The sequence below is a fragment of the Chryseobacterium arachidis genome (assembly GCF_900129245.1).
Classification (GTDB): Bacteria; Bacteroidota; Bacteroidia; order Flavobacteriales; family Weeksellaceae; genus Chryseobacterium; species Chryseobacterium arachidis.
On record NZ_FQUT01000004.1, the window covers coordinates 265,080 to 278,833 of the forward strand.

The 13,754-nt window shown below is 36.2% G+C and carries 8 protein-coding genes; 1 reads left to right on the forward strand and 7 read right to left on the reverse strand.

The features are described 5' to 3' along the window. Nucleotides 1-7: 7 nt before the first annotated feature. The 7 genes from BUA89_RS09825 to BUA89_RS09850 all read right to left on the reverse strand — a co-directional run bounded on the left by BUA89_RS09825 (nt 8) and on the right by BUA89_RS09850 (nt 11,410). A complete protein-coding gene (locus BUA89_RS09825) occupies nt 8-1,969 on the reverse strand; it encodes a GmrSD restriction endonuclease domain-containing protein (RefSeq protein ID WP_072956507.1) in 1,962 nt (653 codons plus the stop codon). After that, nucleotides 1,969-3,333, reverse strand: coding sequence for a DUF262 domain-containing protein (locus BUA89_RS09830; RefSeq protein WP_072956510.1), 1,365 nt, complete (start codon nt 3,331-3,333; stop codon nt 1,969-1,971). Before BUA89_RS09830 ends, BUA89_RS09825 begins: the two co-directional genes overlap by 1 nt. 1 nt (nt 3,334) lies before the next feature. Continuing rightward, nucleotides 3,335-6,343: a site-specific DNA-methyltransferase gene (locus BUA89_RS09835; RefSeq protein WP_072956513.1), complete on the reverse strand. Its 3,009-nt coding sequence runs from the start codon at nt 6,341-6,343 to the stop codon at nt 3,335-3,337. A gap of 7 nt (nt 6,344-6,350) precedes the next feature. Further along, entirely contained in the window at nt 6,351-7,217 is an 867-nt protein-coding gene (locus BUA89_RS22720; protein ID WP_083531646.1) for a hypothetical protein, read from the reverse strand. An 81-nt stretch (nt 7,218-7,298) separates the two neighbouring features. Further along, nucleotides 7,299-9,191, reverse strand: a complete 1,893-nt coding sequence (locus BUA89_RS22725; RefSeq protein WP_178362448.1) for an SNF2-related protein — start codon at nt 9,189-9,191, stop codon at nt 7,299-7,301. Between the two features lie 126 nt (nt 9,192-9,317). Continuing rightward, a complete protein-coding gene (locus BUA89_RS09845) occupies nt 9,318-9,959 on the reverse strand; it encodes a DUF6266 family protein (RefSeq protein ID WP_072957118.1) in 642 nt (213 codons plus the stop codon). A gap of 1,187 nt (nt 9,960-11,146) precedes the next feature. Further along, nucleotides 11,147-11,410, reverse strand: coding sequence for a helix-turn-helix domain-containing protein (locus BUA89_RS09850; RefSeq protein ID WP_072956517.1), 264 nt, complete (start codon nt 11,408-11,410; stop codon nt 11,147-11,149). A 763-nt stretch (nt 11,411-12,173) separates the two neighbouring features. On the opposite strand from BUA89_RS09850, the gene BUA89_RS09855 reads away from it, so the two are divergent. After that, nucleotides 12,174-13,754 (forward strand): T9SS type A sorting domain-containing protein, encoded by a 1,581-nt coding sequence (locus tag BUA89_RS09855; protein WP_072956520.1) that lies wholly within the window; start codon nt 12,174-12,176, stop codon nt 13,752-13,754.

Consider the following 13,754-nt stretch of genomic DNA (forward strand, 5'->3'; position numbering starts at 1 on the left):
GTCAGTTTTAGTTTTGGATAAATTCATTTAATTTATCGACCATTTTTTTATGATGGTCTTCAATACTTACTTCATCCCAAGTATCGGCATCATACTCATTCATCATTATGTATTGTTTTAGACTGTCATAAGCTAATTCACTTTTACTGTTTAATTTAGAATAATAATTCTTTTTAGCAGAAGGTAAATGATGATTCAGTTTTGAGTTTTTCTGATGACTTATCAAACACAAATTGCCAAATGAATGCAAAGCTTCCTTATCATCCAAAGGCTTTCCCCCAATAGGGTTTTGTGGAAAATAATGTTCAACCGAACTTCTAAAAGTAAATTCAAAATTAACCCCTGCATCACCAACATCCAATTTATTCCATATAACATAATCTAAAAAGTTGAAGATAAGATTATTCTCGATGCTTTTATAATTAAGCCTTGGGTTCTTGTATTCAATTTTTGGATAATCTTCACTCAAATTGTCAAAAGAGTAAATTAGGTCGTTATACTCCAACTTACTATCTTTATCTGTATTCAAAAACCTAAAACATATTAATTGTTTGGCTATTTTTTCCAGATAATTCTTATACTTTTCAAAATCAACTTCTTTAGTATTCATTAGATGATACAACGAAGCATTTAACCAATGTTTGTAAATCATTGTTGATGTTGATACGTGAAACATTGCTAACAGCATAATGATATACTCATTGCTCCAATCTCTTCCTTTTTTATGCAAAGCCTCATCTTTACCAAAAGTATTCACATAATAACCTTTTTTACCATCATTAGATTTTAGCTTCAGCAAACTCCAGCCTTCTTTATCGGCGACAAACTGTCTTTTGATTGCATAGGCATCCATCAACCATTTTCCGCGAAGCAGATTAAACATAAAATCCAGCACAAAATTCTTAGCTTCTTCCTTGGTTTTACTTTTAATTTCTTTTTTAAAGAAATCAATCAACTTCTTGTCATCTAAAGAAACGTCCATACTTTCAGTCTGAATTTTCAATATATGCAATAAGAAATTTTGAAAATTTATAGGAGAAGTAAATCGTTCAGAATTTTCTAACCGATTTTCAGAATTTTGAAATACGTTTTGACTGGATAAAATCTCATCAATATTCATTTTGAAATCATTACCACTTTTAGCAGTTTGTTTAAAATCCTGATAAGTATTTAATAATTGGTTAGTGTTTTCAATTGCAAGATTTGACCAATCTTTTCCAAACAAAATTTTCCTTAATTCAGGTTCAAAACCAAATTGAACATAGCGTTCCATATTCTGAACGGCATCCCAAATGGTATGAAACAATTCCTGAATTTGTTCGTTATCTTCATCTGTATCATCATAGAGTGCATCGAGCAGCATAGATTTTACAACCTCGTGTTTTTCAAGTTGCTCACCTCTGTTATTCATTATTTCGAAATAGTGGTTCAAATCGGTATCGTGAGGAACTTCTACGCGAAGAATTGTTACAAAATCCGTGAGAAATAAAGCGAATTCACTTATATTTATAGTTTTATTATTTTCCCTAGTAATCAATTCTATTTCTATACTGTCGTATGCCTCCTTGATTGTAGAATGATATTCTTTGTGACCATCGAAATAACCAGACTTGGCAAAACTCATTGCATTTTGAGACAAAGGTCTGCTTTCAAAATTCAGTATCTGCTTGGTATACCAGTTAACTTCGCCAAACTTATTTTTTAGAACTGACAACAATATCGATAAAGTCGTAAGCCTCTGTTGACCATCAATGGCATCATAAACAGTTTCTTCATTGATATTCTGTGGATAAACCACAAGTGTACCGATATAGTAATTTCTCTGCTCAGGAATGTAATCGATGATATCCTGAATAAGTTGCACAATCTCACTTTTTCCCCACGCATAATTACGTTGATATATCGGAATTCTGTAATTACCCGAGCTGAATAATTCTTTGATATTATATGTTTCTATCTGATGTGCCATTAACTGATGTAATAAAGTGATTTTAAAATTCCCTCAATTTCCTCGATAGTTCTTCCCTTACTAAAATTATAGTCAACAGGTCTTGCCAAAGCTTCCTGCGGAGAATAATTGTTTTTAAAATCTGCAAAAAGATTATTGTCCAAAACATAATTATCAACACTAACAAACTGAATGGCATAGTATTCTAAACGCAATCGGTAAGACCAGGCAAATATCTTTTCTACAGCCTCGTTGATGTGGTTAAAACCAAATTTATCGACATAAAAAACCAATGCACATTCAAAAAGTGTTCTTACATAAGTATCACCTGTGCGTTCCCAACCATCGTAGTTTTTGATAGTGCTGAAAATATTTTTTGAGTTCTCAGTGAGCTTTTGATTGCTCTTAATATTTTCAACACACATATCAAAAACTTCTTTGTAATAACTGATCATTTCAAAAAAACGCCTTCCATTGATAATTGGAGCGTCCAGCTGGAATGGATAAGACTTCTTTCCCAAATCTATCTGTCTGTGATAACTTTTGTTGTATTCATCGGTAAAGTGATGCAATATTCTCAGAGAATCGGCATATTTGAAATCACCAATTTTTTCAATCGTTACTCCTTTAAAAAGATAAATCTTACTCTTATCAAATACCTGTGCAGAATCTCCCCGGGACCAGGAGCGAATTCTAAACAAATATTCTGAAAACAATTTTGCCAAGTCGCTCGACTGATGTTTTTCCCAAACCGTCACATTATCCAGTTTTAGTTTCTCATCTTTCTCGGTGTATTCTCGTAAATGATAAGCTTTCAGCAAATCGTGAGGTTCAAGGTCTTTGCCTCTTGCATTTTGCGAATCAAAAAACTGAAATGCTTCACTGATGTGTCCTATCTCGAAGTAAATCAATTCACAATGATTAAGAAAAAATCTTACAAAATCTTCATCACATTTAGCAACAGTTCGTTTTGCAATAGCATAATTGTTTTTAATATTGTAAGCTGTTGTTTCATTGCTAAACTCAAAATCAATAAGATTTTTATTGATTGCTTCAACTTCTTTCTTTAAATGTGGATCTTCAATTTTAATAGTTTCCAGAATGGCTTTGAATAATAATATACAGCTAATGGTTCGTTGTTGTCCATCAACAATATTTAGCTCTTTTTCATTTTCATCTTTATGTACCACCAAAGTTCCAAGCCGGTAAGCAGACTTCCCTTTAAAGAAATTTACATCTTCAATCAATTGCGAGATATGTTTCTCCTGCCATTTATACGGACGTTGATAAACCGGTATTGTTAAATCCTGCAATTGCAAAAGTTCGCTAATCTTCAATGTTTGAATACGAAGATTCTCAGCGGTTTCTACAGTAGTGTGCGACATATTACAATTCAGAAATATTAAACATCTTCTTGAAAAAAGTTTCTTCTATCAATTTCACTTTGAAGGTATCGCCACCGGTGCGGATGTTGTCAAAATGATGGTCGCCGTTGATGTAAATCTGGTCAAACTCTGAAGAACGCACGCCGTCATACAATTTGCGGAATACCTTTGCCACTTCATCGTGCGTAGTAGTTTCCAGATTGCGCCAGATAATAAGTGTTTTGACGCCTTCGCGGGTTTTGCCTTCTATGAGTTTGATGTCTTTGATGCGTTGCACTCGGCTCACATACATCCCGATGAGGTAATTAAAGGTTTCTACCAAATCTATTTTGGTTGGCACCAATTCATTGTTTTCAGTAACTTTTAGTTGGTAATTGAACGGATTGCGGAACATTTCGATGTTGAACAAATGGTCTTGCGTTTCAACATCGAGCATATAATTTAGCAAATAGTCTTCCTGCGCTGTTTCGCTAAACTGAAACAAACCATCCTGACTGCTTTTGCCCAATTGCAGATTGTTCAACGCATCTTCGTAGCTTTCTAAAATTTGGTATTTGAAAATTTGCGAAATACCTACTTTGTCTTGTGGTTTGCCGTTTTTCCAGTTATCAGAATAGATCACTTTTTGAATACGCGGTTTGGTAACGGTATTGAAATACGTACCCATTTCTACCAAAATATATTTGCGCTTTCCGCCATCTTCACGGTTGAGTTTGATGGTGGCGTGACCTGTTGTTCCGGAACCGGCGAAGTAGTCCAGGATTATATCAGATTTATTATTTTCTGAAAGAGTGATTGTATCAATAACGGCAAATAATGATTTGGGATAGCTAAAAGGATTGTAAGAACTGAAATAATTTTTTAATAATCCTGTTCCGTGTTCAGTAGAAGAATACTTAGATTCTATCCAATTAGTTTGAGCTAAAACTCCTTCAGGTTCATAATATCTATAATACACTATAAAATCCTTGGTACTTTTTGATACTTTAAGTTTATCCACATTTGCTTTTGCAGTTTCTAAACCCCATCTCCAGCGTCTTAAAATTCCATTTTCATCGATTGGGTAAAGTTCTATTTCACCATCAACAAATGTTTCTAGAATATTCCATTCCTTGATGGATTCGTCCCATTCCATTTCGGGTAAACGAAGTGATTGATTTACTTCATTAAAATAAAATGGATAATATGCTTTTGGACTATCTTTTCTTTCCGAATCTGTTCCTCGTTTCCTAAGTAATTCCCACATAAATTTGCCATTCTCATCATTTTCTTTATATCTTTTACTTTGTTCTAAACTTCTTGAAAGTTTGTTTAGTTTAGAATTACTTGATTTAGAAAAAAAGTGTCCGTATTCGTGTGATATTGCTAAACCTGTTTGTGTAGGTCTTCCAGAAGGATTATTTCTAATTGCGACAGTTCCGATGTAGTTGTCTATCGAAAACAAACTTTTACACAAAATTACTAGTTCATTGGTTTGAAAATCATCAATAGTGACACAAAGAATTCCAGCATCACTCAATAATGATTTCGATGTTGATATTCTGTCATTCATAAGTGATAACCAACTCGAATTCCGATAAGTATTTTTGTACATTATAGGACTTGCATCTGTATTGTAAGGCGGGTCAATATAAGTAGTTTGTACACTTTGATTATACTTTTCTTCAATCACATTCAAGGCCTGAAAGTTTTCAGAATTAATCAATAAACCATCGGTTTCTTCATCCAGATTATCAAACTCTGCCAGTAATTTATCTTTAAATTCTTCGGAGAAAAATTTGGTATCAAGCACTAAGAATTTTTCTTGTGATAGCACTTCCACACCGTTCAGCGTGACATCGTACAATGTTTTCCATTCTGCCAATTGTACTTCATTGGCAAAAATCTCTTCGTAATATTTCTCAGGAATACGGTCGAGCGTAATGCAGTAATTGGTACTGATCACGAATTTCTTTTTGAGCCAAAGCTTCTTTTGAAAATCTTCTATCTGCGCCAAAAATGCAATAATCTTACTGGCAACAGTTTTCAGTGCTTTTATTTTAGACAACTGCGCCGTAAAATAAATCGGGTTTTCAGTATTGATATCATCAATAAATAAGACTTCATTTTTGATGTAAAAATCCAGTTCCCGTCTCAAAAATCCACCCAAATCTTTGTGGATGAAATAATCAAAACTGTTGCGGGAAATAAAGTCGTTCAGATGCTTTTCCAGCACGGTTCTGTTTTTGTTTTTCTCGGTAGGTGCTTTGTCAAAAGCCAAAGTAAACGCACTGGGAATATTTTCCTGTATGACTTCAAATGCCTGTTTGCTCAGCTCGTCCTGCTTTACGGTTTTCTTATGGGTTTCGTAGGTAAAGTTGATGTACAGTTCGTCCTCAATTACTTCCACCGGCAATTCTTCAAAAATAGCAAAACGGCGTTCTACATCGCCCTGTGTTTTATTGTTATTTTGTTCTGTGCTGGCTTCCTTCAATTGAAAATGTACTTTCTTACCATCGCTTAGTTTAAAGGCATAATTTTTTAAGTACTCAGATGTTTTGATGTAATATTGGTCGGCATTTGCCCAGTGCAGTTTTACTTCTTCACCCTCATACGGAATGGCATAAACATCCTTTTTGTACCGGCGAAGCGAAATAAAATCGCCGTCTTTGTAATATCTTTTAAAGAAATTGGCTAAATGCGAAAACACTTCCTGCTCCAATGCATTGGTGTCTATTGCATTGGTAATCTGCTGTTGCAACGCCACGTATTTTGGAGAATCTTCGCGCACCACACCCGCATCATCTAGTCCTTTGCCCATTTTATCGAGCTCTGCCTGCAAAGTGATAGAATCTTTAGACTGTATCTGCGCCAGCGTATCTCTGATTTCTTTCGGCAGTTTTTTATCGATGAATTCGTTTACCTGATCCCGTTTTTGGTTCATAATGCGGTAGATTCCAAAATCCAGATCCGCCTTATCCATCTCGAATATTTCTTTTAAAACTTTTTGAAGGTTTTCGTAGTTGCTCATAAAGTAATTATATCAATTCAAAAGAAATGCTAAACACTTCTTCCTCTGTTATAGTTCTGTTTAATTTTTGTTTTGCTTCCGCAATCATTTGATCACGTTCTTCATTAATTTCGTCTTCACGGTCAAACATTTCGCGTTTCAGTCTGCTCACTTTCTTTTTTGCTTTTGCCAAAGCTTCCTGAAACTGGAGTGCCTCACTGGTGGAAAGTCCTTCCTGCATTGCATTTCGGTCAATTTCTTTTTCTTCTTTTTTCGCCTCACGAAGCTCGCTTTCCAAAACCACAATGCGGTCATCTGCCCAATTGTGAAATTTTTTGAATTCCCGTTGCATTAAAAATGCATCGGTATCTTCCAGATGTTTCAGACGCTTTTCTTTTACTTTAAGATGAAGGTCTTCGATGGATGAAGCTTCGCGACCTTTCATTTCTACCACCGTAGAATGTAATCCCAAAATGAATCGGCAAATATCGTCATTTAAGCGCTCATCAGCATCAGTTTTTCCCGAAAAAAGAAGTACACTGTGGCTTTCAATCTCTGATGAAACTTCCAGATTTGTGATTTTGATGATACCTTTTTTTGATTTTAGTTTTTGAATATCGCTATAAGTAGCTTTGGATGAGCTTAAATCAAATTCTAAATGGGCGAAAGGCGTTTTTTCTTTTTTACCCTGCTGAATGATTTTCTGCGCAATATCACCATTCACCAAAAAACGTTTGGCATCTTCTCTTGCTTTATTAAGCGTGTATTTATCACCGTTTTCTAAAACGAAAGTAAAATCGTCATAAATAAACTGAGCTCGGTTTCGCATATAAAAGCGGGTCAATTCCCAAAGCCACTTTTCAAATTTCTCAATGAAAACGTTTGTTTCAGACAATGTGATTTTTAATTTTTCAATGACGCTGGCTTCAAAATGGTCGAATAGTTTTGATTGTGTTGCCTTTACTTTACTGTCGATTTAGTCTTCGAACTCTTTCTGAAGTTGATTGAAATAATTTTCTATTTCTTCTTTCGTACGGCATTGTTTATAAACTTCAATAATTCTTTTCTCGAAATCAATTCCGTTCTCAATCGTTCCCAACACCTCGTCGGAAGAACCGAAAACGCCATCAAACAATTTGAACTTTCTGTCTAATAGCTCAAAAACCCTTGCTTCAACAGCATTAGATCCGTTTAGGAAATTCACAATCACCACATCATGCTCTTGTCCGTAACGATGGCAACGACCAATACGCTGTTCTACACGTTGAGGATTCCAAGGCAAATCATAATTGACAATCATACTGCAAAACTGTAAGTTGATACCTTCGGCTCCGGCTTCTGTCGCAATCATTACATCATATTGGTTACTTTTAAATGCGTCTATTAAAGCCTGTCGAATATCAACGGATTTGGAACCTGTAATTTTTCCTGCGTTATTTTCATTTGCTAACCAATCGCGATAAATCTGCTTGGAAGTCTCGTCATTGTTGTTTCCATTAAACAATAAAATTCTACCGTTGTATTTTTCTTTGGACAAACGGTTAAATAAATAATGCTGCGTACGGGTGGATTCAGTAAAAATCAGTGCTTTTTGAGATGCGCCCAATTCCTTGAGCTTTTCAAAACCGCGCTCTAGGGCAATAATTAATTTTTCACCCTTTTCGTTATGCTGAATGCTATTCGATAAGTTAAGAAATTCCTCTAGTTGATTTATCTCTGCCTCAATAGCGATTTTATCATCAAGCGTTATTTCTATAAAATCATTTTCTTCTTCCTCTTCCAATTCGTCTAAATCATCATCTAGATGCTCATATTCTTCCAGAAACATTTCATACAAATCATCTTCAACAATTTTTGAGTTCTCCAGAAGATGTTTTAATCTTTTAATTAAAGCTTCCAATGTCCGGCTGATGGCAAAAGACGAGGAACCCAACAATTTGAAAATAACCGACTGCATCAAATGCTTTTGTGCCGGCGGAAAAGCATAAGCTTTTTCCTGTCTTAGATAATCCAAGACCTTTTCATACAACTCTTGTTCTTCTGTTGTTGGCGTAAATTGCTGAGTGATGGGAATCCGTTCTCTGTAGTTGATGAATTCTTTGACATCTTTGCGCAACGTACGATGGACAATGTTGTTGAGACGTTCCTTCAATCCTTCAATATCCCTTTGTCCAGATTCAAGGATGTAATTTTTTCTAAAAGATTTAATGTCGCCAAAAATCTCAGGGTCAATAAAAGATACCAACCCAAACAATTCGTCCAGTCTATTCTGCAATGGCGTAGCCGTTAGCAATACTTTTTTATAGTCACGTATGGCATTTTGAATGGTTTGTGCAGTGACGTTGCCGTATTTGTAGGCGTTTCGAAGGTAATGTGCTTCATCCAAAACCACCAAATCCCAGGAAGTTAACTGAATTTCTTCGGCTCTTTTTAGGGCAAACTGGTAACTGCAGATTTTAATTGTAGCATCGGCATCGAAAGGATTTTGTACACCCGCCTTAGTTTTTTTATTGTAACTGAAATTATCTAGAACATCTGATTTTAAATAGAACTTATCTTCCAGTTCATTGACCCATTGTTTTCTTAATGAAGATGGACAGATGATTAGAATCTTTCTTTTTCCTTCTGCCCATTTTTGGCTCAACAAAATTCCGGCTTCAATCGTTTTTCCCAAACCAACTTCGTCTGCCAATATTGCGCCTTTAGAATATGGAGATTTGAATGCGAATAATGCAGCTTCAATTTGATGTGGATTAAGTTCCACTTTAGCATCCATTAAAGTTGTGCCAAATTTTTCAGCAGAATCTGAGGTAGCTTTTTTAGATAATTCGTAGGCATAGTATTTTGCTTGGTAAGGATTTATTATCACAGTTAGTGGTTTTAATTTCAAATATAACCAAAAAATCGTTTTCACATTTATTGGAATCCACAGTTTACAGACTTTTTCCATTTAAAAAATCAAAAAAATCCCCACCCTTTCGGATGGAGACTCAAATTAAATCAAAGTCAGATTTCCCAAATACGCACTATTGCAGGCAAGCGTTTCTTTGGCGTTGTTAAGAAAGATCCAGAGCTGAATTTCTTTTCCTGCATGATAGGCTGGCAATGTAATATCTGCGGTCAGCATACTTCTCTCAGTGATGGATTCGAAAATCTCAAACGTTCCCAATTCCTCGCAATAACATACCGCATTGGCTTTGTCTGTGGCATCAGCATTGCCTTGTTGGGAATTGTTTTCCCAATTTAACCTGATGATGTTTCCCGCCTGAGGAGTGGCGGCTGCGTTTTGGAAACCTGCCAAATCTCCTTTGGTGATCAGTACCTTATTGTACATCAGTTCCGGAATATCACCTGTCATCTGTATGGCTTCGTTAATGGTATAAGAAACTGCCATATTGACTCTGGATTTTGAACCGCTCCCCGTCCCGAAATATTTCCTCTGAATATTTTTGACAGGCTTTAGAAAATCGATGACCAGTTTAAACTTCGTCTGCTGCAGAAGCTGTTTTTCACTGGGTGGTCTGCTGTTGGGTTTGGGCGTGCTTCGGATAATATCCTGTCCGCGCCAGTTGGCCCCTACGATGGTTCCTACTTTTCCTGAAAATCCTCCAAGGATTCCTTTTGTTATTCTTGCCATTTTTCTGTATTTTTTAATTAACTGAAACGAAGGTATAACGGGAATTTGCATTTTCAATCACCTGTGAAAATGATGACTGGTTTTGACCTGTTTTGATGAGATTTGATTGCATTGATGAAGGGTTTCTTCGGGACTTCTTCGAGACACCTTCGGTACTCCTTCGGAAAAAAGATGTTTTTTCCGAAGGAGTACCGAAGAACGGTCGAAACACATTCGAAGAAATATATCTATTTTACATTTCTTATACCCATTGTACATTTTGGTTCTTTTTCGTTTTTGGGGTAGTTTTTTAAAAAGCGCATTGAAAGGCTTGTGATTTAGAGACAAATTATGTTCTTCGATTCACTCAGTTCTCGATACATTTTTTCTTCACTTTGTTACGAAAAAACACTCGAACCGACGGAGTAACTTTCTTCATATAAACCGAACGTCACTTCGAATGCGAAGCGAAGCGGAGTATATCGAGAAGTTTTTGTTAAAAAGACAGATTTTGTGTTTCAGTTCGCCGGGGCTCGATACATTTTTTCTTCACTTTGTTACAAAAAAACACTCGAACCGATGGAGTAACTTTTCTTCATATAAACCGGGCGTCACTTCGAGTGCGGAGCGAAGCGGAGTGTATCGAGAAGTTTTTGTTGAAAAGACAGATTTTGTGTTTCAGTTCACCGGTTATCGATACATTTTTTCTCCACTTTGTTACTAAAAAACACTCGAACAGACGGAGTAACTTTCTTCATATAAACCGAGCGTCACTTCGAGTGCGGAGCGAAACGGAGTGTATCGAGAAGTTTTTGTTAAAAAGACAGATTTTGTGTTTCAGTTCACTGGTTCTCGATACATTTTTTCTTCACTTTGTTACGAAAAAAACTCGAACCGACGGAGTAACTTTCTTTATATAGACGAGCGTCACTTCGAGTGCGGAGCGAAGCGGAGTGTATCGAGAAGTTTTTGTTAAAAAGACAGATTTTATGTTTCAGTTCACCGGTTCTCGATACATTTTTTCTCCACTTTGTTACGAAAAAACACTCGAACCGACGAATTAAATGATCTTCAATAAAATTGATCACCTGCGTCTTGAAAATCTTTGATTTTCTTGCGCCCTAAAAACAACAAATTATGAAATACATCTTTGCGCCGTTGCTATTTTCCAAAAAACAATATTATTCTTTGGATCAAAAAAAATACCCTCATTTTTTAAGGGTATTGTTGAAAAATGCTTTGGGATAAAATATTTTCTTTCCGATTTTTATATATGGGATGTGCTGTGATTTCCTGATGCGGAATAACGTACTGTCGCTGATGTTCAGCAGTCTTTTGACATCTGCACTGTCGTAGTATTGGGTATCGACAGTCTGGTTATATTTAAGGATGTCCAGAATTTCTGTAAAAACAGCTACAAAAGTTTCCATAAGCTGATCATAATCAACCGGATGCTGAGTTATCTTTTTCATATTGTGTTTTTTATGAGGTTAATAAAATAATTTTCTGTTACTTTTTTATTTCAAACGTAAGAGAAGTATACAATATTGTTATATTTTATTGATGAATTATTTCAGGCAACAAATATTGATTTTCTCCTAATTCACTGATAATCCCTTCTTGTAGAATATTATCCATTACATTCTGCCATATTATAGAATATCAGTCATTGGAAATGGTGAAACTCAAAATATTATTTACCTGCCATTATTTTAAAATTATTCTCTTTTATATGAATTGTCCGGTATATTTTGGGGGATGAATTTATTTTTTCTAATTTCGCTGCAAGATTTTAACGAAAACAAAGCGTAAGCTATCATATTGGTATTAGAAAACTGCGAATCTTCTTGACAACCAAATTTTGATAGACTTACGCCCGTGTATCCATATGGCACGGGCTAAGTCTCTCTGGTTGTCGGGTTCTTCGCAGTACCTCTAATACGATTGACTCTAGCTTCGTGCTTTTATATTTTATGATTTTAAACCTGACTATAAAAAATTACTTCCTGATATAATACGACATGCTTTGTCGTTTATAAAAATTAGTTTTGCCGGAAAGATGAAAAATAATCTTTAGAAACCCATATAAAACAAAACCATGATACAACCTATAATTTTCAGCTATTTTCTTCAGACAATAATAACAATCCTTTAATAATACGGTTTCCCTTATGGTATTAAGGATTCCCCTTCTCACTTTTGAAATCAATAATCATATAAAACTCAACTCTAAGTATGAAAAGATTCTACATCAGTGTCTATACACTTTGTACTGTTCTGAGCGTATATGCTCAGGAAACACAGGTCCTCTGGCAGAAAGACATCAAATCCTCGACACAGGATTTCCTTTCACAGGTAACCACAACAATCGATCAGCAGTATCTGATCACCGGAAGTTCCATTCAGGCTAACAGCCAACAACCGGGGGCAAACGACCAAAAGCAAAACAATGGTTACGACTATCATTTGATTAAACTTAATCAGCGGGGGGAAGAAGTCTGGGAAAAATATTTTGGAGGAAAGAACCACGATTTTTTATCGGCAACTGTCAATACCCAGGAAGGAGGTTTTCTGTTAGCAGGTACTTCTTACTCTTCAAAAGGCTTGGATAAAAAAGAAGATTCCAAAGGCGGTTCAGATATCTGGCTGATTCGAATCAATGAATTCGGGGATGAGCTGTGGCAGAAAACCATGGGCGGAACTTCCGATGAAGAAGCCAGAGCAGTGATCCAGACCACGGATTTCGGATTTTTCGTAGCAGGAAATGTCGCAACCCTTCGACAGGCTCAGGATTCCAAAGGCTACGGTTCAAAAGATGTTTTGGTTGTAAGACTGGATAAAAACGGAAGAGAATTATCCCAATTGATAGTAGGCGGTAAAGGTTTGGATGAAGTGGAGAAAATGATTCCGACTATGGATGGCGGAGCCCTATTAGGGATCTATTCTAGAAGCAATACAGGAGGATCAAAGAAAACTGAGAACTACGGCGAAGGCGATTACTGGATCATCAAACTGAACAAGGACGGAAAGGTTGAATGGGAGAAGAACTTCGGAGGAAAAGGTGATGATCATATCAGAACACTGGCTTTTACATCAACAGGATATTTAATCGGTGGAGAATCAAGGTCTGAAAGATCAGGAAACAAGTCTATCGGTATCGAGGAAGGAACCGATCTGTGGCTGATCTCACTCAACGAAAGAGGCGAAGAGATCTGGCAGAAATCCTACAATTTCAAAAACAGGGATGTTCTGATGGGAATGAGCGTGATTGGTGGGAAGCAGGAAGATGGAAACGGGAAGTCTAAAGGGATCCTTTTAGGCGGCTACACTCAGGCAGAAGGCAGAATTGAGAGTGATGACGAAACGTTCTGGATGCTGTATCTGGATCAGAACGGCAATGAGCAGTGGAGAAAGCATGTGAAGGGAGAATCGAGAAAAAGAGAGGAAAGGCTTTCGGATATTAAACTAAACAGAGACAGTTCGATCATTCTAGCAGGAACCAGTGCAGAAGAACTGGGGAAAGAGAACTGGAAGATTGTGAAGCTGGGCGACAGCCAGCTTGATCAGCTAATCGAAAAGCAGGATATTAAGATCTATCCGAACCCTGTTTCAGATTATACGTATGTGGAGATTGGTTTTGATTTCAAGGAAGCTGATATTGTAATGTATGATATGGGCGGAAGACAGGTACAGAGCCTTAAAACCAGGAATAAGGTGACGAAGATGAATACACAGGCTCTGATTCAAGGAGTTTATATTATTTCTGTGAAAACGGATACGAATAAAACGGCTAATGCCAAAGTAATTAAAAAATAA

What these genes read in the sequence shown, in the direction of transcription:
- BUA89_RS09850 (WP_072956517.1), bottom strand. Translation starts at nt 11,410, where the DNA reads ATGAAAAAGATAACTCAGCATCCGGTTGATTATGATCAGCTTATGGAA.
- BUA89_RS09825 (WP_072956507.1), bottom strand. Translation starts at nt 1,969, where the DNA reads ATGGCACATCAGATAGAAACATATAATATCAAAGAATTATTCAGCTCG.
- BUA89_RS09835 (WP_072956513.1), bottom strand. Translation starts at nt 6,343, where the DNA reads ATGAGCAACTACGAAAACCTTCAAAAAGTTTTAAAAGAAATATTCGAG.
- BUA89_RS09855 (WP_072956520.1), top strand. Translation starts at nt 12,174, where the DNA reads ATGAAAAGATTCTACATCAGTGTCTATACACTTTGTACTGTTCTGAGC.
- BUA89_RS09845 (WP_072957118.1), bottom strand. Translation starts at nt 9,959, where the DNA reads ATGGCAAGAATAACAAAAGGAATCCTTGGAGGATTTTCAGGAAAAGTA.
- BUA89_RS09830 (WP_072956510.1), bottom strand. Translation starts at nt 3,333, where the DNA reads ATGTCGCACACTACTGTAGAAACCGCTGAGAATCTTCGTATTCAAACA.